This window comes from Nesterenkonia halobia (assembly GCF_039536005.1).
In the GTDB taxonomy this organism is placed as follows: Bacteria; Actinomycetota; Actinomycetes; order Actinomycetales; family Micrococcaceae; genus Nesterenkonia; species Nesterenkonia halobia.
The window spans coordinates 285892-308565 of sequence record NZ_BAAAYG010000002.1 but is presented as its reverse complement, the minus strand read 5'-3'; the positions used below and the strand labels follow the sequence as shown (position 1 = coordinate 308565).

Sequence of the window (22674 nt, the reverse complement as noted above, 5' to 3'; positions counted from 1 at the left end):
GGACGTGAGACACGACCGAGCGATCCATCCCGCCACCCACCCCTACCCCCTTGATACCCCCGGGGGTATATGTGAGGATTGAACATATACCCCCTGGGGTACTCAAGACGATGAAGGGAAGGAGCTCACGATGCTTCTGGAACGGATCTACGACGAGGATCTGGCTCAGGCCAGCTACGTCATCGGCTGCCAGGCGACCGGGGAGGCGATCATCATCGACCCGCGCCGCGACGTCGGCGAGTACTTCGATCTCGCCGCGCGTCACGGGATGCGGATCTCGCACGTCGCCGAGACCCACATCCACGCCGACTATCTCTCCGGCACTCGCGAACTCGCCGCGGCCGCGGACGCGACGGCCTACGTCTCGGCCGAGGGCGGCGAGGACTGGCAGTACGGGTTCGATGCCGAGCGGCTGCACCACGGAGACGTCATCTCCCTCGGCAACGTGCGCATAGAGGCCCGCCACACGCCGGGTCACACGCCTGAGCACCTGGTCTTCCTGGTCACCGACGGCGCCGCCGCCGATGAGCCGGGATACGTGATCTCCGGGGACTTCGTCTTCGCCGGAGACACCGGCCGCCCGGACCTGCTCGACGAGGCCGCCGGCGGCGAGGACACTCGCTTCGAGTCGGCGCGCCAGCTCTACGAGAGCCTCAAGCGCGAGTTTCTCGCCCTGCCCGACCACGTGCTGGTCTTCCCGGGGCACGGCGCCGGCAGCGCCTGCGGCAAGTCGCTGGGCGCGCTGCCGGCGACCACGGTCGGCTACGAGCGCCACCACGCGTGGTGGGCGCCCCACGTGGCGAATGGCGACGAGCAGAGCTTCATCGACGAGCTGCTCTCCGGCCAGCCGGACGCCCACTCCTACTTCAGCCGCATGAAACGGCAGAACACGCGCGGCCCCGAGGTCCTCGGCACGCAGGAGCCTCTGCCGGAACTCGACGCCGCCACGGTGGACAGCGCCCTGGAGGAGGACCGGGCGCTCTTCGTCGACAGCCGGCATCACGCCCGTGTCGCCGAAGGCACCGTCGTGGGCTCGCTGAATATTCCAGGAGACGGCAAGACTGCGAGCTTCGGGGCTTGGGCCTATGACCCGGAACGCAATCAGCGGCCGCTGATTCTGCTGGCCCAGGACGCCGACGACGCCGAGACCCAGCGTGCCCACCTGATGCGTGTGGGCATCGACCAGGTGGCCGGTTATGTCACCAGTCGCGAGGGGCTGCAGCAGGTGCGGCCGCCGCAGATCTCGCCGGCCGAGCTGCAGGACGTCGAGCCGGCGATGCTGCTGGACGTGCGCACCGCCAACGAGCACGCTGCCGGCCACATCCCCGGGTCCCACCAGCTCAGCGGAGGCAAGGTCCTCTGGCACCAGGATGAGCTGCCGGCGGAGGGCCCGATCGTCACCTACTGCCAGTCCGGACGGCGCAACTCCGTCGCCGCGAGCGCTCTGCGCAGCCAGGGCCATGACGTGCGCGAGCTCGTCGGCAGCTATGCCGGCTGGTCGGAGTGGAAGAACTCCGGAGCCTGATCGAACCAGAATCCAGCACCCATCATCGACGACGAAGGATTCTCATGACTGAGACCACCACGACCATGTCTCCCGATCAGCTGGCCGCCGCGATCGACGCCGACCGCGCCCCGCTGATGCTCGACGTCCGCACCCCGGCCGAGCACACCACGCTGCATGTGGCGGGATCGATCAACGTGCCGCTGGACATGCTCCAGCAGCACCGTGAGCAGCTCGCCGCGCACCTCGCCGACCGGAGCGACGACGTCGTGCTGCTCTGCCAGACCGGCCGACGGGCCGGGCAGGCCGCGCAGGAGCTGGCCGCCGTCGGGCGTGAGGCGACCGTGCTCGACGGCGGCGTCTCCGCGATGGGCCAGCAGCACGACCGGCTGACCCGCCGCGCCGGCGACCGATGGGCGATGGACCGACAGGTCCGGATGGCCGCCGGATCGCTGGTGCTGACCGGCTTCCTCGGCGGGAAGCTCGTCTCCCCGGCCATCGGCTATCTGGCCGGAGCAGTGGGGGCGGGGCTGACGTACTCGGCACTGTCGGATTCCTGCGCCATGGCCAAGGCACTGGACAAGATGCCGTGGAACCGGGATGTCCCCGCCCCGAGCATCGATGACGTCTTCGCCGCCATGCCGACGACGGCCCGGCGCGACGGGACCGAGCGGTGAGCCTGCCGCCGCTGGTGCTGGCCCTCGCCGCCGTCGTCGGAGTCCTGCTGGGGCTGCTCGGCGGCGGCGGGACCATCCTGGCGGTGCCGTTGCTGACCTATGTCGCCGGAATGCCGACCAAGGAGGCGATGGCCGCGTCCACGGTGATCGTCGGCGTGACCGCGGCGCTCAGTCTCGCGGCGCCGTCGCGGCGCGGCACCGTGGCCTGGCGTACGGGCGCGCTGTTCGGGGCCGCGACCATGGCCGGCGCCTTCGGCGGCGGAGCGCTGGGCGCCCGCCTGCCGGACACCTTGCTCATGGTGCTCTTCGCGGTGCTGATGGCCGCCGCGGGACTGGCCATGCTGCGCCGACGCTCCACCCAGCGCACCCGACCGACGCCCGGGGCCGTCGCCGTCCTCGGCCAGGGCCTCGGCGTCGGACTGCTGACGGGAATGGTGGGCGCCGGCGGCGGGTTCCTGATCGTGCCGGCGCTGGTCATGCTCGGAGGATTGTCAATGCCGATCGCGGTGAGCACCTCGCTGCTGGTCATCGCGATGAAGTCACTGACCGGAATGACGGGTTACCTCACCACCGTGTCGATCGACTGGCCGACGACGCTGCTGGTGACCGCGGCGATGGTGACCGGGTCGCTGATCGGCTCCAGCATCGCCCGGCGCGTGCCGGCATCGGCGCTCACACGCTCCTTCGGCGTGCTGGTGCTCGCGATGAGCCTGGTGGTGCTGGCCGTCGAGCTGCCGGGCCTCTGGGGCCTGGGCGCCGGATTCCTGGTCTCCGTCGCCGGCGTGGCACTGGGATCATGGAGCAACACAGGATCAGAACGAGGAGACGACGATGAGGGAAGCAGACCCGGAAGTCCAGCGCAAGATCGTGAACCGCCTCAAGCGGGCTCGAGGGCAGCTCGACTCGGTGATCAACGCCGTGGAGGACGGTGACAGCTGTCGGAATGTGGTCACCCAGCTGGCCGCGGTGTCGACGGCGCTGGATCGCGCCGGATTCAGCGTGGTCTCCTCGGCGATGCAGTACTGCGTGACCGACCCCGAGGGAGCGAAGGAGGCCGAGGACGGGCTGACGGTCGAGGAGCTGGAGAAGCTCTTCCTCTCGCTCTCCTGATCCGGAGGACGACGACCGGACGTTGCGCCCCGTTCTATCGGCCGGCCCGCTGCCCTCCGCCCGCTCCCGCACCTCGGGTTGTCACGTCCTCGCCCTGGTGTCACGTGCCTATATGCGCGTGACACCAGGGCGAGGACGTGACAATGGGGCAGCACGGGCCCCGGGGCCGGGCGAGTGTGGAAGGCCCGAGTCGACGACACGCCGTGCTGTCCACAGGACGCGCGATCCCCGTGGCGACCGGGCGGCACATCGCTCAGGCTCGGCGCTATGGCCGAGACGCACTCCCCTCCCGTTCCGCTGATCCGCTCCACCGCCGACGGCGACGGCGCGCCCTCCAGCGATCGCCTGGTCCGCGCCCTGCACGCCGGCGATGTGCTCCGCCTGCGTCGGGGCGTCTACATGCGGACCTGGGACTGGCTCGACGCCGAACCCTGGACCCGCTTCGAATACGTCGTCGCCGCCGTCGCCATGCGGACGCCCGCTCCCCTGTTCTGCCGACAGAGCGCCCTGCTCCTGCACGGTCTGCCGCTGCCGACCACTCCCGACCGGGTCCACGTCCGTATCGGCGGCCGCGGCTCTGCCGGGAGGCGACCGGCGCCCTCGATGACGGAGGGGCCGACTGCCCAGCGCCGCCTCGCCGCGGACGCCATGCCCTCAGGCGGATCCCTCGACCTGCGACACCTGCTCCGCCCGACGCCGACGCACCAGCTGGAGGCCGCGCGGCCGGCCGGCCTCGACCGCGCCTCGCTGCGGCGGCTCGTCGCCGGCGGGGAGCATCACCAGCCGTCGGTGGTGCTGCCCGGCGACACGCTGAGGTCTGTGACGGGGCCGGCGAGCTATCTCGTCGAGCCGTTGGGCCTGTCGCTCGTGGACACGGTCGGTCGGCTGGACTTCCCCTCCGGCGTGGCCGTGCTCGACGCGGCGATGCGACGCGGTGACCTCGACGTCGAGGCGTGGCTGGGGCACCTGGCGACGGCTCGCCGTCGTCGTGCCTGGCAGCGGGCGTGGGACTTCGCCGATCCGGCCTCGGAATCGGTGGGCGAGTCGATCTCGCGGGCCCAGATCCATGCCCTGGGTTTCCAGGTCCCCACGCTGCAGCGCGTCATCCGCACCGACATCGGAACGTTCCGCGTGGACTTCTGCTGGGAGGAGGCCGGGGTGATCTGCGAGTTCGACGGCCGCATCAAGTACCTCGACGCCGGGATGCGGGGCGATGCCACACCGGCGCAGCAGGTCTATGACGAGAAGCAGCGCGAGGACGCGCTGCGCCGCGATGGGTGGGCCTTTGCCCGATGGGGCTGGCCCGAGGCGTGGGATCCTCGGCTGCTGGCCGCCCGGCTGGAGAGCGTCGGTGTCCCCCGCGCCGGCTAGGTGTCACGTCCTCGTCCTGATGTCACGTGCTTATCCGGACGTGACATCAGGACGAGGACGTGACACCCGACGAGGTGCCGGTTCGGCGCGTGTCGGCACCAGGATGAGGGCGTGACACCCGCTGCCCCGCGGCTCGGTCGGGCGGGACGTGCCGATAGGGACGTGATACTCCGGTCCGACGGCGGGCGCGGCGGTGGACCTGGCGAGGGATCGCGGCGGGGCGCGACGGGGCGCGGCGGTGGACCTGGCGAGGGATCGCGGCGGGGCGCGACGGGGCGCGACGGGGACCGCGGCGTACTGACCCCAGACACGAGAAAGGGCCGGCGCCCGTTCCCCACTGGGAACGGAAGCCGGCCCTTCTGTCAGCTCACTCGCGACGCCGGAGCCCGGCGCCGGGAGTCAGCCGATGATCAGCAGCTGATCACGCGTCCTCGGTGACCACCTGGTTGACCGACTGCGACTCCTCGCCGGCGTCGTCCTCGTCGACCACCGGGGCCAGCGAGAGCTTGCCGCGGTCGTCGATCTTGGTGATCTCGACCTGGACCTTCTGGCCCACGCCCACGACGTCCTCGACGTCGTCGACGCGCTTGCCGTCGTTGAGCTTGCGCAGCTCGGAGATGTGCAGCAGGCCGTCCTTGCCCGGGGTCAGCGAGATGAACGCGCCGAAGGTGGTCAGCTTGACCACGGTGCCCAGGTACCGCTCGCCCACCTCGGGGACCTGCGGGTTGGCGATCGCGTTGATCGCGCTGCGGGCGGCATCGGCGGCCTCGCCGCTGGTCGCGCCGATCAGCACGGTGCCGTCGTCCTCGACCGAGATGTCGGCGCCGGTGTCCTCCTGGATCTGGTTGATCATCTTGCCCTTCGGGCCGATGACCTCGCCGATCTTGTCCACCGGGACGTTGACCGAGACGATCCGCGGAGCGTGCTGGCTCATCTCGTCCGGGCCCTCGATCGCGGCGTTGATGACGCCCAGAATGTGCAGGCGAGCCTCACGAGCCTGGGTCAGCGCGGCACCGAGCACCTTCGCCGGGATGCCGTCCAGCTTGGTGTCCAGCTGGATGGCGGTGACGAACTCGCTGGTTCCGGCGACCTTGAAGTCCATGTCGCCGAAGGCGTCCTCGGCGCCGAGGATGTCGGTCAGCGCCGCGTAGCGGGTCTCGCCCTCGACCTGGTCGGAGACCAGGCCCATGGCGATGCCGGCCACCGGGGCCTTCAGCGGCACGCCGGCGTTGAGCAGCGACAGCGTCGACGCGCAGACCGAGCCCATCGACGTCGAGCCGTTGGAGCCCAGCGCCTCGGAGACCTGGCGGATCGCGTAGGGGAACTCCTCGCGGTTGGGCAGCACCGGCACGATGGCCCGCTCGGCCAGCGCGCCGTGGCCGATCTCGCGGCGCTTCGGCGAGCCCACGCGACCGGTCTCGCCGGTCGAGTACGGCGGGAAGTTGTAGTTGTGCATGTACCGCTTGGTCGTCTCCGGCGACAGGCTGTCGATGGTCTGCTCCATCTTCAGCATGTTCAGCGTGGTGACGCCCATGATCTGGGTCTCGCCGCGCTCGAAGATGGCCGAACCGTGCACCCGCGGCAGCACCTCGACCTCGGCGGTCAGCTGACGGATGTCGGCCAGACCGCGGCCGTCGATGCGGACCTGGTCGCGCAGGATGCGCTGGCGGATGACCTGCTTGGTCACCGCGCCCAGAGCCTTGCCGATCTCGGAGTCGCGGCCCTCGAACTGCTGGCCCTCGCCGGCGAGCTGCTCGAGCAGCTCGGCCTTCAGCGCGGCGTCGGCGGTGTCGCGCTCCTGCTTGTCGGCGATCTGGTAGATCGACGTCAGGCGCTCCTCGGCGGCGGCCTTCACGGCCTCGTGGACGTCGTCCTGGTAGTCGGTGAAGATCGGGACCTCCACCGGCTCCTTGCCGGCGCGCTCGACCAGGTCGGCCTGGGCGTCGCAGAGGGAGCGGATGAACGGCTTGGCCGCCTCCAGGCCCTCGGCGACGATCTCCTCGGTCGGAGCGGTCTTGCCCTGCTCCTTGACCAGCTTCCAGGACTCGTCGGTGGCCTCGGCCTCGACCATCATCACCGCGATGTCGTCGCCGGAGCGACGGCCGGCCACGACCATGTCGAAGACCGCGTTCTCCAGCTCCGAATGCTTCGGGAAAGCCACCCACTGCGCGCCCTGGCCGTCGTCGATGAGCGCCATGCGCACACCGCCGATCGGGCCGGAGAACGGCAGGCCGGAGAGCTGGGTGGACAGCGAGGCGCCGTTGATGGCGACGACGTCGTACATGTCGTCCGGGTTGATCGAGAGCACCGTCTCGACCACCTGGACCTCGTTGCGGATGCCCTTGGTGAACGCCGGGCGCAGCGGGCGGTCGATCAGGCGGCAGGCCAGGATCGCGTCCTGGGTCGGCCGGCCCTCACGCCGGAAGAACGAGCCGGGGATCCGCCCGGCGGCGTACATGCGCTCCTCGACGTCCACCGTCAGCGGGAAGAAGTCGAAGCCCTCGCGCGGAGACTTCCCGACCGTGGTGGCCGAGAGGATGCTGGTCTCCTCGTCGAGGGTGATCAGTGCCGAGCCGGCGGCCTGCTTGGCCAGCCGTCCGGTCTCGAACTCGATGGTGCGGGTGCCGAAGCGACCGTTGTCGATCACGGCCTCGGCGTAGTGAACCTCGGGACTCTGCATCGCAGATGTCTCCTCTCTGTCGTGTGCATAGCAGGCGCACCTGCCGGACGAGAGGAGAGCGCGGGGACCGCATGACGGTCTTCGATCGAAGCCCACGGGCACGACGCGCCCAGCCCTGACGTCTCCAGCGTCGCCGGAATCGTCGAGGGGGCGGCGTCAGCTCCCGGAGGCCACTACCGAGGACCGGAGCACGCGGCTCGTCTCTCGTCGGCCGGCGTCGGCGCCGGAACCAGTCTCCCACATGAGACAGGCGACTCCCATGGTCTCGTCGACCGGGTCCGGGAGTCGCCTGTCACCTATGGAATTTCATGCGGCGATGGCACAGCATGCCACGGCCGCGGGCGTCATGACGACGCCGTCGCTCAGTTGCGCAGACCGCGGATGCCGAGCCGCTCGATGAGCGAACGGTAGCGCGCGATGTCCTTGCGCTGGAGGTACTTCAGCAGACGACGGCGACGACCCACCAGGATCATCAGGCCGCGCCGGGTGTGGTGGTCCTGCTTGTGCACCTTGAGGTGCTCGGTCAGGTCCGAGATGCGGCGCGACAGCACCGCGCACTGCACCTCGGGGGAACCGGTGTCGCCCTCGTGGGTGGCGTACTGAGTGATGATCTCCTGCTTGACAGCGGGATCCAGTGCCATGGTGGCCATGGGTATGCTCCTTCGATCATGTGCCGCGAACAACTCCGGCGAGCCGAACTCGCCGGTGCCAGCCACCGCGGACTGCAGCGTGGCGGTCGTCGCGACGTCAGCACGCCGACGACGACCGACTCATCTTACCAGCCTGTGACCGTCCGGCCACATCCCAGGCCGCGGGGCCTCGCCCCTCACCGCCGTCGCGCCGTGTGCAGCACCGTCAGGTACGGCAGCTCGACCTCCTCGTCGGCGGCCAGGCCCAGGTGCTCGTCGAGGTACCAGTCCAGGTTCCCCCGGCGCCACGCGCGGTCGGCCTCGTCGGCGGAGAGCCAGGAGCTCAGCGTGGTCGCCAGCCGGCGGATGCCGTCGGGGGTGATCGATCGGGTCCAGCCGGTGTGCTCGGTGCTCACCGGCTCGAAGGCGCCCGGGTCCAGCGGCGGGGTCCAGCCGGGCCGGTGCACATCGCCGGCGCGCATGATCCTCGCCAGCCGGTGCACCCAGGGCTGCGAGACGTCCAGATGGCTCGACACCACCGCCGCCGTGCCGCCGGAGGCCAGCAGCCGGGCGATCTCCGCGGCCGCGGCCTGCGGGTCGAACCAGTGCCAGGCCTGGGCCGCGACGACGACGTCGGCGCCGCCGGTGCTCAGCCCGGTCTCCTCGGCGCGGGCCTCGACGACCTCCAAAGTCCCGCTGCCGACACCGGAGGGCGCGCCCGTGGCGCGCAGCACCTCCGCCATGCTGGGGCTCGGCTCGACGGCGACGACGTCGGCCCCGCCGGCGAGCAGCGCTCGGGTCAGGATCCCGGTGCCCGCGCCCAGCTCGACGATCCGTCCGACGGAGCTGTCAGGCCCCGGGGCCAGGATCCGCTCGACGGCCTCGGCCGGGTAGCCCGGCCGCATCGCGTCGTACTCGGCGGCCTGGGCGACGTCGGCGTCCGCGGCGAAGGCCTCGGCCAGGCGGCGACGGCGCGCGTCGTCGGTGATCACCGCCGCCTGCCCCGGCCGCGCCCGCGGCCTGCCGGGCCCGCTCAGGACTCCACCGCCGGGATCACCGGCGTGTCGTGCTCCTGCGGGTCGTCGCCGAGCAGCACCTGCCGGGCGCGGATGACGTCCTCCTCCATCTGACGGATCAGCAGCGGGATGCCGTCGAAGTTGACCATGCCGCGCAGCCGCTGCAGGAACTCCACGCGCACGTGCTGGCCGTAGAGGTCGAAGTCCTCGATCCGCTCGTCCGGCCGATCGATCACATGCGACTCGACCACCCGCTGGTAGCCGTCGAAGGTCGGATTCGAGCCCACGGAGATCGCCGCCGGCCAGCGGCGGCCGCGCTCGTCGGTCAGCCAGCCGGCGTAGACGCCGTCGGCCGGGATCATGCCCTCGCTGGTGGAGCTGAGGTTCGCCGTCGGGAAGCCCAGCTCGCGGCCGCGGGCCTCGCCGTGGACGACCGCGCCGAGCACGGCATGCGGACGGCCCAGCACCTCGCGCGCATCGGCGACGTCGCCGGCGGCCAGCGCCTCGCGAACCCAGGTGGACGAGCAGCGCCGGTCCTGGCCGAAGTCCTCGACGCCCAGCACGGTGAAGCCGTGCTTCTCCCCCAGCTCGACCATGGTCTCGAAGGATCCGGAGTTGCCGGAGCCGAAGCGCACGTCGTGGCCGACCACCACCACCCTGGCGTGCAGCGCCTCGACCAGATACTCGGCGACGAACTCCTCCGCCGTGCGGGAGGCGAGGTGCTCGTCGTAGTTCAGCATCAGCAGCGCGTCGATGCCCGTGGTCGCCAGCCGATTGATCTTCTCCTCCACCCCGGTGAGCAGCACCGGGCAGCTCTGCGGCCGGTGGACCTGCAGCGGATGCGGATCGAAGGAGATCGCCACCGCGGAGGCCTCATACCCGACGGCGGCCGCGACCAGCTGGCGCAGCACCTCCTGATGTCCCCGGTGGACCCCGTCGAAGTTGCCGATCGTCAGCGCCGTGGGTCCCAGCTCCTGCGGGACCTCGTCCAGGCCGTTCCAGTAGTGCACGTCGCTCCTCGGGTGGGGGATCTCGCGGTGGTGCGCGGTGACCATCCTCCATTATGGAGCACGGTCGGCGCCGCGCTCATTCCCGAATCTCGGACGATTCCGCGTCGCGGGCGGCCGCCGCCCGGCGCGCGCCGGGCCGATGGCGCAGCAGCCAGGCCAGGCCGATCAGCGGAAGCACCAGCGGCACGTATCCGTAGCCCTGCCCGAAGTGCGACCAGACGGTGGCATCGGCGAAGAGCTGCGGCTCGAGCACCGTCCAGAGGCCGACGCCGACGACGCCGACCAGCTCCACCAGCACCGCCGCCAGCGCGGTCCGCCAGGCCGCCGCCGACGTCCGCGCCAGCGCCAGCGTGGCGAGGATGTAGACCGCCGCGGCCAGGCCGCTGAGCGCATAGGCGACCGGGGCGTCCTCGCCGTGGCCGATCAGCTGGTACAGCGCCCTCGCGGTCGAGGAGACGGCGAAGATCCCGTAGGCGGTGATGATCAGCATCCCCACCCCGCGGTTGCGCGGGACGGCGGGGGCGGCGGCGCCGGCGTGCTCCGGACTGTTCTTCGCGCTGTTCTCGGTGCTCACAGGGCGCTCCCCCACCAGATCTCCTCCATGCGATAGACCATGACGAAGACGACGAGCCCGACGCTGCTCATCACCAGATTGGACCATCGGGTGCGATCCACCATCGCCCAGATGAACACCCCGATCGGCAGCAGCAGCGCCGTGGCCAGATAGCCCCAGAACTCCCAGACCTCGCCGAGGATCGGCGCGTCGAAGCCGAGCTGGCGGACGCCGGCGTAGAGCCCGTAGGCCACCAGGAACAGCTCGACGGCGGCGATCGAGACGATGGACGAGTCGGCCGGGTGATCCCGCACCGGAGTCATCGCCCAGCAGATCAGCAATGAGGCCGCGCAGACCACAGTGCCGACGATCATCATGACCGTCACGAGCCGCCTCCCTGCGGAGCGAAGACCAGCTCGGGCTTGGCCTGGAAGTCCACCTGCTCGCCCGCGGCGGCCGCGGCGGCGTCGGCCGAGGCCGAGGCCCCGGTGCTGGCCGGCACGTCGCGCAGCAGGGCGACCAGCTCGCCGTCGGGGGCGAAGGCCGCCGTCAGCGGCTGCTCGCCGCCGTCGCGCGCGGCGTCGGCACCGGTGCCGGAGGCGGTGATCCGCCGGCCGTGGCCGAGGTTCCGCGCCTCCTCCTCGGTGAGATCGCGGCCGCGGAAGATCCCGGCGGCGGCCTCGGTCAGCCCGACATAGCCGAAGTCCTCGGCGAGCTGCTCCAGGGTCAGCGCGTTCTCGATCCGGTACGGGCCCACGGCCGTGCGGCGCAGCGCGGTCAGATGCCCGCCGACGTCCAGCGCCTCGCCCAGATCACGGGCCAGGGCGCGGACGTAGGTGCCCGAGGAGACCTCCACCTCGACGTCGACGTCGACCACCTTGCCGCCGTCGATCCGGCGGATCTCGCCGACCTCGAAGCGGTGGACGGTCACCGGCCGGGCCTGAAGGGCGACGTCCTCACCGGAGCGGGCCCGGTCGTAGGCCCGGCGGCCGTCGACCTTGATCGCCGAGACGGTCGCCGGCACCTGGTCGATCGCACCGGTCAGCGCGGCGACCTCCTCCTGCAGGCGCTCGGAGGTCACCGCATTGGCGAAGCGGGTCTCGACCAGCTCGCCGTCGGCGTCGTCGGTCGTGGTCGACAGACCCAGCCGGATGGTCGCGGTGTAGGTCTTCGACACCCCGACGATGTGGGTCAGCAGCCGGGTCGCGCGATTGATCCCGACCACCAGGACGCCCGTGGCCATCGGATCGAGGGTTCCGGCATGGCCGACTTTGCGGGTGCCGGCCAGCTTCCGGATCCGGCCGACGACGTCGTGGCTGGTCCAGCCGGCCGGCTTGTCCACCAGCACCACGCCGGAGCCGACGGCGATCTCTTCTTCACGCTGCTTCTTGCCCATAGCTGCCCGGGGCCCTCAGGACCGCTCGGAATCGGTCTCGTCCCCGGTCTCGTCCGCGGACGCCTCGCCGCTCGCGCCCGGCTCGCCGTGCGAACGGTACGGGTCGTCCTCGCCGGCCGGCGCCGCCTGCTCGCGCAGCGCGGCGACCTCGGCGTCCTGCTCCCGCGCCTGACGGAGCAGGTCCTCCAGGTGCGCGGCGTTCTCCGGGATCTCGTCGGCGACGAACTCCAGCGTCGGGGTCAGCCGGATGGTCAGCTGCCGGCCGACCTCGTGGCGCAGGGCGCCGCGGTGGGCGTCGAGCACCTCCTCGGCGACGGCGCGCTCCTCCTCGCTGCCCATGACGGTGTAGTAGACGGTGGCGTGCTGCAGATCGTTGGTCACGCGGGCATCGGTGACGGTGATCAGCTCGGCGCGCTCGTCCTTGACGCGGCGACGCAGCGCCTCGGCCACGATCACCTTGATGCGCTGGGCGAGCCGCGCCGCGCGGGCTGGATCAGCCATGATGGCCTCCTTGGGAAAGTCGTCGCTGCCGCCAGCCTAGCGCCGGAGGTCCGGCGGCGGGCGGCAGTCGTGTCTGGGGACAGCACCGGGGACCGCACCTGCGATGCGGTCCCCGGTGGCTGTCGTCGGGCGCCGAGACCTCAGACGCGCGGAATCTCGCGCATCTCCCAGGTCTCGATGCGGTCGCCCTCCTGGATGTCGTTGAACGATCCGAGGCCGATGCCGCACTCGAAGTCCTGACGGACCTCGGTGGCGTCGTCCTTGTACCGCTTGAGCGACTCGATGGCCAGGTTGTCGGACACCACGGCGCCGTCCCGGACCAGGCGGGCCTTGGCGTTGCGGCGGATGACGCCCGAGCGCACGATGGAGCCGGCGATGTTGCCGAACTTCGAGGAGCGGAAGACCTCGCGGACCTCCGCCGAGCCGAGCTCGACCTCCTCGTACTCCGGCTTGAGCATGCCCTTCATCGCGTTCTCGATGTCGTCGATCGCCGCGTAGATGACCGAGTAGAAGCGCATGTCCACGCCCTCGCGCTCGGCGAGGTCGTTGACCCGCTCGGCCGGCCGGACGTTGAAGCCGATGATGACCGCGTCGTCGACCGTCGCCAGGTTCACGTCGTTCTGCGTGATGGCGCCGACGCCGCGGTGGATCACCCGCAGCTGCACGTCCTCGCCGACGTCGATCTTCAGCAGCGCATCCTCCAGCGCCTCGACCGCACCGGAGACGTCGCCCTTGAGGATCAGGTTCAGCGTGTCGATCTTGCCCTCGGCGACGACCTGGTCGAAGTTCTCCAGGCTGACGCGCTTGCGACGCTTGGCCAGCATCGCGTTGCGCTCGACCGCCTCGCGCTTCTCGGCGATCTGCCGGGCGGTGCGGTCCTCCTGGGTGACCAGGAAGCTGTCGCCGGCCCGCGGGACCGCGGAGAGACCCAGCACCTGCACCGGACGCGAAGGCTCGGCCTCGGTGACCTCCTTGCCGTTCTCGTCGAACATCGCTCGCACGCGGCCATGGGCGTTGCCGGCGACGATGGTGTCGCCGATGCGCAGCGTGCCGGTCTGCACCAGCACCGTGGCGACCGGGCCGCGGCCCTTGTCCAGGTTGGCCTCGATCGCCACGCCGCGGGCCTCGTGGTCCGGGTTGGCGGTCAGCTCCAGCGAGGCGTCGGCGGTGAGCAGCACGGCCTCGAGCAGCTCGTCGATGTTCAGCCGCTGGATCGCGGAGATGTCGACGAACATGGTGTCGCCGCCGTAGGCCTCCGGCACGATGTCGTACTCGGTGAGCTGGCCGCGGACCTTCTCCGGCGACGCGCCTTCCTTGTCCATCTTGTTGACCGCGACGACGATCGGCACTCCGGCGGCCTTGGCGTGGTTGATCGCCTCGACCGTCTGCGGCATGACGCCGTCGTCGGCGGCGACGACCAGCACGGCGATGTCGGTGACCTTCGCACCGCGGGCACGCATGGCGGTGAACGCCTCGTGGCCCGGGGTGTCGATGAAGGTCAGGCCGCGCTGCTCGCCCTCGTGCTCGATCTGCACCTGGTAGGCGCCGATGTGCTGGGTGATGCCGCCGGCCTCGCCCTCGGTGACGTTGGCGTGGCGCACCGCGTCCAACAGACGCGTCTTGCCGTGGTCGACGTGGCCCATGACGGTCACGACCGCCGGGCGGGCCTCGAGGTCCTCGTCGCCCTCCTCCTCGGCCTCGGCCGAGAGGTTGATGTCGAAGGACTCGAGCAGCTCACGGTCCTCGTCCTCCGGAGAGACGATCTCGACCACGTAGCCCAGCTCCTCGCCGAGCAGCTTGAAGGTCTCCTCGTCCAGGGACTGGTTGGCCGTGGCCATCTCGCCGAGCTTCATCAGCACTGTGACCAGCGCGGCCGGCTCGGCGTTGATCTTCTCGGCGAAGTCGGCCAGCGAGGAGCCGCGGCGCAGCCGCAGCACGGTGGTGCCGTCGCCCTTGGGGACGCGCACGCCGCCGATCTCGCGGGTGCGGCGCTGCTCCATCTCCTGACGCTTCGCGCGCTTCGACTTGCGGTTCTTCGAGCGCGACGGACCGCCGCGGCCGAAGGCGCCGGCCGTGCCGCCGCGACCGCGGCCGCCGCGACCGCGCGGCGGACCGCCGCCCGGTCGAGCCGGGCCACCGCCGCCGCCGGGACCGTTGGGCGCCGGGGACTGGCCGGGCATCATCGACGGCTTCGGACGCGCGCCGCCGCCCTGGGCGGGGTTCGCCGCGGCACCGGCACCAGCACCAGCACCGGCGCCGGCTCCGGGCTTGGGCCCCGGCTTGCCGCCGCCCTGGCCGCCCTGACCGCCGCGGCCGCCTCCGCGACCGCCGCCGCCGGACCGCTGACCGCCGGAGCGCTCACCGCGCATGCCCTGCGGCGAGGAGAACGGGTTGTTCCCCGGCCGCGGGCCCGGCTTCGGCGGGCGCGGACCGGCGGATCCGCCCGGACGCGGAGCCGGACGGTCGGACTGGTCCATGCCCTGCGGGGAGGAGTACGGGTTGTTGCCCGGACGCGGGGCGCCGGGCTTGGGAGCCGGCTTGCTCCCCGGCTTCGGCGCCGGCTTGCCGCCGGGCTTCGGGGCCGAGGAGCCGGAGTCCGGCTTCTCCTCGGTCGTGGAGGCCGACTCCTCGGAGGCCGCCGGGGCAGGCTTCTCGGAGGACTTCGCGGCAGGCTGCTCGGCAGCCTTCTCCGCAGCCTTCTCCTGCTTCTGCGCGCCCGGCTTCGGGGCGGGCTTCGGCGCCGGCTTGGGGCCGGGCTTCGGCGCCGACGACGTCGACGCGGCGGAGTCCTGCTGCGCGCCGGCGGAGGAGCCGGAGGCCGACGCGGTCGTCTCGGCCGCCTCGGTCTGCGCCGCGGCGGACGACGAGTCGGACGAGGTCTTCTTCTTCGCGGAGCCGGAGGAGGCCGACTCCTGCTTCTTCTGGGCGTCCGGGAACGCGGAGCGAAGCTTCTTCGCCACCGGGGGCTCCACCGTCGACGACGGGGACTTCACGAATTCGCCCATCTCCTGCAGTTTGGCAAGAGCATCTTTGGACGTGATGCCGAGCTCCTTGGCGAGCTCGTGTACGCGGGCCTTGGCCACATTTCTCCTTGTCTGGCCCGCGCGATGCCCCGCTGAGATCAGCGGGGCTGATGTCAGCGGATCATCACACCGAGCCGTCGAACGTTCTGCGGTGCGTGACGGAGTTACTCAGGTGGGTCATCACTGGGTACTCATCCGTCGGTGCTCATCGGGTATCCATCTCTCTGAACCCGCTTTCATCCGGTGTGTGCAGGGACATCGTTCCTCGCGCGGCGGCCTCGATCGTCTCGAGGTCCAGCCCTGCGACGCTGACCGGCCGGCGGAAGGCCCGATGGAAAGCCTTCCGTCGCATCGCCGTCTCGAAGCATCCGCGCTCCGGGTGCAGCCACGCGCCGCGGCCGGGGAGCCGGCGTGCGGCGTCGACGACCACCTCCGGGGCGGTCGGCCCGCCGGCGACGGCCTCGCCGTCGTCGGTCCGGACCTGCTCGGGGGCGAGCACCAGTCTCACGACATCTCCCTGATCCACCCGCCGTCGGCAGCCGACGCATGTGCGGACAGGGACCATGACAGTCTACCCCCTCGTGGTGGTCAGGACAGAATCGCTCGGGCGCGCCTCGTCGCCGGGCGGAGGCGGCGTGCTCAGACGCCGATGACCTCGTCCGGGGTGGTGCCCGCCTCGGAGATGATGTCGATGCGCCAGCCGGTGAGCTTCGCCGCCAGCCGGGCGTTCTGCCCCTCCTTGCCGATCGCCAGCGAGAGCTGATCGTCGGGCACGACCACGCGGGCCGAGCGGGCGTTCTCGTCGAGGATCGTCACCGAGGTGACCTTCGACGGCGACAGCGAGTTGCCGATGAACTCGGCCGCGTCGTCGTGGTGGTCGATGATGTCGATCTTCTCGTCGTTGAGCTCGGTCATCACCGCCCGCACGCGCGAGCCCATCGCGCCGATGCAGGCGCCCTTGGCGTTGATGCCCGGCTCGTCGGTGCGCACCGCGATCTTGGTGCGGTGGCCGGCCTCGCGGGCGATGGAGGTGATCCGCACCGTGCCGTCGGCGATCTCCGGGACCTCGTGCTCGAAGAGCTTCTCCACCAGTCCCGGGTGGGAGCGCGAGAGGGTGATCGAGGGGCCCTTCATGCCGCGGTGGACGTCGACGACGTAGGCGCGCAGCCGCGAGCCGTGCGAGTAGTCCTCGCCGGGGACCTGCTCCTGCGGCGGGAGCACCGCCTCGACGGTGCCCAGGTCCACCTGGACCATGTTCGGGTTGCGCCCCTGCTGGACCAGCCCGGAGATGAGCTCGCCCTGGCGCCCCTTGAACTCGCCGAGCACCTGGTCGTCCTCGGCGTCGCGCAGGCGCTGCATGATGACCTGCCGCGCCGTGGAGGCCGCGATGCGGCCGAAGTCCTTCGGAGTGTCGTCGAACTCGCCGAGCACCGCGCCGTCCTCGCCGAACTCCTTCGCCCAGATGGCGACGTGCCCGGTCGACTGGTCGATCTCGGCGCGGGCGTGCTTCAGCGCCCCGGGAGACTTGTGGTAGGCGAGCACGAGAGCCTGCTCGATGGCGGGGATCAGCCTCTCCAGGGGGATGTCACGCTCTTTGACGAGCATGCGCAGGGCGCTCATATCGATATCCACTTGTGCCTCCAGTGTCCTCATGCCCCGGTTCTTCGCCCGGATCGTGTCCTCAAGTGCTCAGTGCGGGTCGTTCCCGCGCTGTCGGCCGCGTGCGCCGGCGATGCGGCGGAGCGGTCGGCGTCGTGTCCGTCGTGCGGTGGGTGGTGTCGTGCGGGTCGCTGGTGTTCGTGCCGGCGCGGCGACCGCCGGAAGGGACGACGAAGCGGCCGACGGCGTCGTCGACCGCTGCCTCGTCCCCGGCGGGACGCATCTACGTCTGGGAGAACTCTACCTGCACGCGGGCCCGGGTGATCGTCTCGAAGGCGATCTCCACCGGGTCGAGGTACTTCACCGGCATCCCCTTCTTCGGCGCCGGCTTCTGCTCGGCGACGCGGATGCCGTCCTCGGTGACGTCCTCCAGGCGGGCGACGATGTCGGCCTCGCCGGTGCGCGAGATCTCCAGGAGCCGACCGATGTTGCGCCGGTAGTGCCGCGGCTCGGCCAGCGGGCGCGTGACGCCCGGAGTGGTGACCTCGAGCTCGTAGTTCTCCACCTCGGCCATCAGGCCCTCGGAGTCCAGCACCGCCGAGAGCGCCTCGGACAGTCCGGCGACGGTGTCCAGGTCGACCGTCTCGGTCCCCTCGGCGTAGTCGACGGTGACCCGCAGGATCGTCGTCGGACCGGAGGCGGTGAGCTCGACCTCCTCGAGGACCAGCCCGTGGGCGGTGATCGTGGGCTCCAGGCGCGGGGCCAGCTCGGCGGCCCGCGGGTCGCGGGCCTGCTCGTCGGCGCGGGCGCGGGGCGGGACGGCCATGGGTGCACTCCTCGGTCGGCGGGCCGGCCGACCAGGACGGCCGGCACGGACATCGGTCCGCCCCCGATTGTAGGCACGGCAGGGTGCACCCAGGCGAGTCCCGGCTCCGTCGCGCTGGTCACGGTCGGTGGTGGTGGGGTGCGGCGGGGGTGTGGCGGGCCGTCGTCGGGGCACGGTCGGGGAAACGCCGCCGTCGGCGTCGGGCCGTCGACCGGGACGCGCCGCCGTCGGGTATGCGCCGTCGACGGGCGCCTGACCGATCACCCCCGTCCAGCTGGGCAGGGTCACTCCCCTCCGCCGCAGCGGACCGATTGTCCCCGTCCAGTTGGGCGGGGCTTCCCTCCCCTGCCCCAGCGGACCAACTGTCCCCGTCCAGTTGGACGGGGTCGCCGGCCGGCCCCGTCGTGTTTCTGAATCCTCGTCCAGTTGGAGGAGGTTCGCCGAACTCGATGGGGAGAGACGGCGCCACCGCGAGCGGGACCCGGACACGACGACGTCGGACGCCTCCGCCCATAACTCCCCGTCCAGTTGGACGAGGTCGTTCTCCCGGCCCCAGCGGACCAGTTCTCCCCGTCCAGTGGGGCGGGGCTTCCCTCCCCTGCCCCAGCGGACCAGCTGTCCCCGTCCAGTTGGACGGGGTCGCCGGCCGGCCCCGTCTTGTTTCCGAATCCTCGTCCAGTTGGAGGAGGTCCGCCGAATTCGACGGGGAGAGACGGCACCATCGCGGGCGACCCGGAGCCGGGCAGCGGACGAGACGGGACCGAACGGGGCCGGACGGCGCCATCGCGGGCAGGGCCGGACGGCGCGGGAGGAGCCCTCGGGACCGGGCCGCCGGCCCGTGGCGGCACCCTGTGCAGGAGTCGACGGGGCTTCTCCACAGAACCCCGATGCGGCAGGCGACGACGACGCCGGGTGCGGCACAGTCGAGCCATGACCTCATCGACCAGCGACTCGACGCGGCGCCGCACCGTCGACGCCCGCCCTGTCCGTGCTCAGTCTCGACCGGACGGCTCGCACGAGTCCGTCGAGCTCAGCGCCGCCGTGGCCCGGGGCGAGCTGCTCCGGATCCGCCGCGGCGTCTACTTCGACGCGGAGGCCTGGCTGACCCTCCCGCCGTGGGATCGCCACCTGGTCGCGACGGCGGCGACCGCGCTGCACCATCCCGCGGCAGTGTTCTGCCGAGAGACGGCCCTGCTGCTCCACGGCCTGCCGCTGCCGCGGACCCCCGACGCCGTCCATCGGCGCACCGCCCGTCCTCAGGAATCCGGCCGACGCCCGCCCGGCACGCTGACCGGAGCCGCCGGTCCCGCGACGATCCGTCGGATGCTGGACGTCCCGGACGACGGCGCCCGGCCGCACACCAGGGGGCGGAATGCGCTGCAGGGGTTCGCGCTGCAGCGCTCCCTCGCCCCGGAGTGGATGCGGCGCACCGGCGAGACCACCGGCGTCCCCGTGTCGTCACGGATACCCGACGGCGACCTCTGGCGCCCGCCGTCGATCCCCGTGCAGCTCGAGTCGCTGCCGCAGGTGCTGCTGGACACCGTTCCCCGGCTCGGCACCGGCTCAGCCGTCGGCGTGCTCGACGCGCTGGGATCCGAGCGCCTGGCTCCGCACCTGCCGCCCCGCCTCGACGAGACGCTCGCCCCCGACGTCGAGCTCCTCCCCCGCCGACGGGCTCGCCGCTGGCAGCAGCTGCGCGCCTTCGCCGATCCGCGCGCCGAGTCGGTCGGCGAGTCGGTCTCCCGTGTGCTGATCGCCGAGCTCGGCTTCGCCCCGCCCGAGCTGCAGATCGAGTTCAGGCTTCCGGACGGGCGGCTGGCGCGGGTCGACTTCTACTGGCCCGAGACCGGCCTCGTCGGCGAGTTCGACGGCGAGGTGAAGTACTCCCGCGCCCAGGACCTCACCGGCCTCGACCCCGCCGACGCCGTGATCGCGGAGAAGCGCCGGGAGGACGGGCTCCGCGCCCTGGGGCACGGCGTCGCCCGCTGGGGATGGGCGGAGCTGCGGGAGCCGCGAGCCCTCCGGAGCATCTTGCACCAGGCCGGGGCGCCGCGCCGCTGACCCAGCGTCCGGGCGGAGACGCCGCCTCAGAACCACTCGGTCAGCAGATCCCAGCCGAGCTTGGCGACCAGGACGAAGACCACGATCAGGAAGATGACGCGGACGAACTGCGACCCCTTGGCGATGGCCATCCGGGCGCCGGTGTAGCCGCCGAGCAGATTCGCCGCGCCCAGCAGCAGCCCGAGCCCGACCAGCACATGCCCGGCCGGGCCGAAGGAGAGCAGCGCGCCGACGTTCGTCGCGACGTTGACGATCTTCGCGTGCGCCGAGGCGTTGAGGAAGTTGAATCCCAGCACCATGACCAGCCCGATGATCAGGAACGTCCCGGTGCCCGGCCCCAGCACGCCGTCGTAGAAGCCCACCACGGCCCCGACGCCGACGGCCCGGGCCAGATGGCCCAGCCCGACGTGGCGCAGCCGCTCCAGCTTCCCCACGTGCGGCTTGGCCGCGGTGAAGATCCCCACGCCCAGCAGCGCGGCGATGATGACCGGGGTGATGACCTCCTCGGGCAGCCAGGCGGCGACCTTCGCGCCCAGGTAGCTCGCCGCCAGGGCGGCCAGCGCCGTCGGCGCGGCGGTGCGCAGACTCGGACGCACCCGGCGGATATAGGTCAGCGCCGAGGTGGTGGTGCCGAAGATCGAGCCCAGCTTGTTCGTCGCCAGCGCCTGCACCGGGCTGATGCCCGGCACGGTCAGCAGCACCGGCAGCTGCAGCAGTCCTCCGCCGCCGACGACGGCGTCGACCCAGCCGGCGCTGAAGCCCACCAGGACCAGCAGCACCAGCGTCACCCAGGAGACGCCGTCGAAGGACGCGCTCAGCAGATCGGCGATCAGCTCCACGGCGTCGTGCCGCGGCTCAGCGCAGCGCGGCGGCGCGCTCGGCGATCACCGAGACCGCGCCGTCGAGCCGCACCTGCTCGGACTCGCCGCTGCGGCGATCCTTCAGCTCCACGTTCCCCTCGGCCAGACCGCGGCCGACCACCACGATGGTGGGCATGCCCAGCAGCTCGGCGTCGGAGAACTTCACCCCCGGCGAGACCTTCGGCCGGTCGTCGAAGAGCGTGGAGACTCCGGAGACCTCCAGATCGGCGACCAGCTGCTCGGCGGCGTCATGGATGGCCTGGTCCTTGCCCGTGGCGACCACGTGCACGTCGGCCGGCGCGATCGAGCCCGGCCAGATCAGCCCCTTCTCGTCGTGGTTGGCCTCGGCGAGGGCGGCCAGCACGCGGGTGACGCCGAAGCCGTAGGAGCCCATCGTCACCGTGGCCAGCTTGCCGTTGACGTCGAGGACCTTCAGGCCCAGCGCCTCGGCGTAGCCGGTGCCCAGGTGGAAGATGTGGCCCAGCTCGATGCCGCGACGGGTGCGCAGCGGGCCGGAGCCGTCGGGGGCCTCGTCGCCCTCCCGGACCTCGGCGGCCTCGATGACGCCGTCCCAGCCGAAGTCCCGGCCGGCGACCAGGCCGAAGACGTGCTGGTCGGCCGCGTTGGCGCCAGTGATCCAGCTGGTGCCCTCGACCACGCGCGGGTCGACCAGGTAGGGGACGCCGGAGGAGCCCTCGACGCCGAGCACCGGCTCCTCGCGGCTCAGCCCCGGCCCGATGTAGCCGCGGACCAGCCCCGGGTTCGCCCGCAGGTCGGCCTCGGTGCCGGCCTCGACGGCGACCTCGCCGGCCGCACCCAGGTGCTCGCCGACGGCGGCCTCGATGCGCTTCAGATCCGCCGCCCGGTCGCCGGGCAGGCCGATGACCGCGACCTTCCGGGTGCCGTCGGGCATGTCGACGCCGATGACCACGTTCTTCAGCGTGTCCGCCGCGGTCCAGGCGCGGTCCGGGCGCGGGTGGTCGGCCTGCGCGGCGGCGACCAGCGTCTCGATGGTGTCGGTGCCCGGGGTGTGGTGGACCTCGGCGGGCGGCAGCCCGGAGGCGTCCACCGGCTCCGGCGCCACCGTGGTGACCGCCTCGACGTTGGCGCGGTAGCCGCCGTCGGACTCGACGAAGGTGTCCTCGCCGATGGCGCAGGGGAAGAGGAACTCCTCGCTGGCCGAGCCGCCCATGGCCCCGGAGACGGCGTCGACGGGCACGACCTCCAGACCCAGGCGGTCGAAGATCCGCAGGTACGCCGCGCGGTGCGCCGCGTAGGCGGCGTCCTGGTCCTGCTGCTCCAGGGCGAAGGAGTAGGAGTCCTTCATGATGAACTCGCGGCCGCGCAGCAGTCCGGCCCGCGGACGCGCCTCGTCGCGGTACTTGGTCTGGATCTGGTAGATCGACAGCGGCAGGTCCTTGTACGAGGTGTACAGATCCTTCACCGCCAGGGTGAAGACCTCCTCGTGGGTGGGCGCCAGCAGATAGTCGGCATCCTTGCGATCCTGCAGCCGGAACATGTTGTCGCCGTAGTCCGCCCAGCGACCGGTGGCCTCATAGGGCTCCTTCGGCAGCAGCGCGGGGAAGTGCACCTCCTGCGAGCCGATGTGCTCCATCTCCTCGCGCACGATCTCCTCCAGGTTCCGCAGCAGCTTCATGCCCAGCGGCAGCCAGGAGTAGATCCCCGGCGCCGCCCGGCGGATGCAGCCGGCGCGCACCATCAGCTGGTGGCTGGCGACCTCGGCGTCGGCGGGATTGTCACGCAGAGTGCGGAGGAAGAGGGAGGAGAGTCTCAGAGGCACGTTCTACTCGATTCCGGGCGCGGGGACGGATGCTCGGTGAAGTCTACTAAAGGGCGA

General features: G+C 71.5%; 20 protein-coding genes. 6 read left to right on the top strand and 14 right to left on the bottom strand.

Annotated elements, in window-relative coordinates; translation table 11 throughout:
* Positions 1-130 precede the first annotated feature (130 nt).
* From ABD652_RS02155 to ABD652_RS02135, 5 genes are all read left to right on the top strand, one after another.
* Entirely contained in the window at positions 131-1525 is a 1395-nt protein-coding gene (locus ABD652_RS02155) for an MBL fold metallo-hydrolase (RefSeq protein WP_344717672.1), read from the top strand.
* Positions 1526-1569: 44 nt separating this feature from the next.
* Positions 1570-2181 (top strand): rhodanese-like domain-containing protein, encoded by a 612-nt coding sequence (locus tag ABD652_RS02150; RefSeq protein WP_344717670.1) that lies wholly within the window; start codon positions 1570-1572, stop codon positions 2179-2181.
* Entirely contained in the window at positions 2178-3113 is a 936-nt protein-coding gene (locus ABD652_RS02145) for a sulfite exporter TauE/SafE family protein (RefSeq protein ID WP_344717668.1), read from the top strand. The genes ABD652_RS02150 and ABD652_RS02145 overlap by 4 nt, the downstream gene beginning before the upstream one ends.
* The gene (locus tag ABD652_RS02140; protein ID WP_029513956.1) at positions 3013-3291 is read left to right on the top strand and encodes a metal-sensitive transcriptional regulator; all 279 of its coding nucleotides are present in this window, start codon (positions 3013-3015) and stop codon (positions 3289-3291) included. The genes ABD652_RS02145 and ABD652_RS02140 overlap by 101 nt, the downstream gene beginning before the upstream one ends.
* Before the next feature lie 267 nt (positions 3292-3558).
* Positions 3559-4662, top strand: coding sequence for a hypothetical protein (locus tag ABD652_RS02135; RefSeq protein ID WP_344717663.1), 1104 nt, complete (start codon positions 3559-3561; stop codon positions 4660-4662).
* 421 nt (positions 4663-5083) lie between these two features.
* Here the strand turns inward: ABD652_RS02135 and ABD652_RS02130 are convergent, their stop codons facing one another.
* From ABD652_RS02130 to ABD652_RS02075, 12 genes are all read right to left on the bottom strand, one after another.
* Positions 5084-7342, bottom strand: a complete 2259-nt coding sequence (locus tag ABD652_RS02130) for a polyribonucleotide nucleotidyltransferase (protein ID WP_344717661.1) — start codon at positions 7340-7342, stop codon at positions 5084-5086.
* A gap of 362 nt (positions 7343-7704) precedes the next feature.
* Positions 7705-7983 (bottom strand): 30S ribosomal protein S15, encoded by a 279-nt coding sequence (rpsO, locus tag ABD652_RS02125; RefSeq protein ID WP_010524035.1) that lies wholly within the window; start codon positions 7981-7983, stop codon positions 7705-7707.
* A 185-nt stretch (positions 7984-8168) separates the two neighbouring features.
* On the bottom strand, positions 8169-8963 hold the full coding sequence (locus tag ABD652_RS02120; RefSeq protein ID WP_344717659.1) for a class I SAM-dependent methyltransferase: 795 nt from the start codon (positions 8961-8963) through the stop codon (positions 8169-8171).
* A gap of 41 nt (positions 8964-9004) precedes the next feature.
* Positions 9005-10042 (bottom strand): bifunctional riboflavin kinase/FAD synthetase, encoded by a 1038-nt coding sequence (locus tag ABD652_RS02115; RefSeq protein ID WP_344717657.1) that lies wholly within the window; start codon positions 10040-10042, stop codon positions 9005-9007.
* Between the two features lie 31 nt (positions 10043-10073).
* Complete coding sequence (locus ABD652_RS02110; protein ID WP_344717655.1) at positions 10074-10571, bottom strand: hypothetical protein; 498 nt, start codon at positions 10569-10571, stop codon at positions 10074-10076.
* Positions 10568-10927, bottom strand: coding sequence for a hypothetical protein (locus tag ABD652_RS02105; RefSeq protein WP_344717941.1), 360 nt, complete (start codon positions 10925-10927; stop codon positions 10568-10570). The genes ABD652_RS02110 and ABD652_RS02105 overlap by 4 nt, the downstream gene beginning before the upstream one ends.
* 5 nt (positions 10928-10932) lie before the next feature.
* Entirely contained in the window at positions 10933-11946 is a 1014-nt protein-coding gene (gene truB, locus ABD652_RS02100; protein WP_344717653.1) for a tRNA pseudouridine(55) synthase TruB, read from the bottom strand.
* A 15-nt stretch (positions 11947-11961) separates the two neighbouring features.
* Positions 11962-12447, bottom strand: coding sequence for a 30S ribosome-binding factor RbfA (rbfA, locus tag ABD652_RS02095; RefSeq protein ID WP_344717651.1), 486 nt, complete (start codon positions 12445-12447; stop codon positions 11962-11964).
* A gap of 140 nt (positions 12448-12587) precedes the next feature.
* Positions 12588-15530, bottom strand: coding sequence for a translation initiation factor IF-2 (gene infB / locus ABD652_RS02090; protein ID WP_344717649.1), 2943 nt, complete (start codon positions 15528-15530; stop codon positions 12588-12590).
* A 145-nt stretch (positions 15531-15675) separates the two neighbouring features.
* Positions 15676-16035 carry a YlxR family protein gene (locus ABD652_RS02085; protein ID WP_344717647.1) on the bottom strand — a complete coding sequence of 120 codons (360 nt, stop codon included), beginning with the start codon at positions 16033-16035 and terminating at the stop codon, positions 15676-15678.
* Positions 16036-16109: 74 nt separating this feature from the next.
* On the bottom strand, positions 16110-17102 hold the full coding sequence (nusA, locus tag ABD652_RS02080; RefSeq protein ID WP_153143575.1) for a transcription termination factor NusA: 993 nt from the start codon (positions 17100-17102) through the stop codon (positions 16110-16112).
* Positions 17103-17352: 250 nt separating this feature from the next.
* Entirely contained in the window at positions 17353-17895 is a 543-nt protein-coding gene (locus tag ABD652_RS02075) for a ribosome maturation factor RimP (protein WP_344717644.1), read from the bottom strand.
* Between the two features lie 930 nt (positions 17896-18825).
* Here ABD652_RS02075 and ABD652_RS02070 point away from each other — a divergent pair.
* A complete protein-coding gene (locus ABD652_RS02070) occupies positions 18826-19956 on the top strand; it encodes a hypothetical protein (RefSeq protein ID WP_344717642.1) in 1131 nt (376 codons plus the stop codon).
* 26 nt (positions 19957-19982) lie between these two features.
* Here the strand turns inward: ABD652_RS02070 and ABD652_RS02065 are convergent, their stop codons facing one another.
* Entirely contained in the window at positions 19983-20795 is an 813-nt protein-coding gene (locus ABD652_RS02065; protein ID WP_344717639.1) for a TSUP family transporter, read from the bottom strand.
* 16 nt (positions 20796-20811) lie between these two features.
* Positions 20812-22617 (bottom strand): proline--tRNA ligase, encoded by a 1806-nt coding sequence (locus ABD652_RS02060; RefSeq protein WP_344717637.1) that lies wholly within the window; start codon positions 22615-22617, stop codon positions 20812-20814.
* Positions 22618-22674 lie beyond the last annotated feature (57 nt).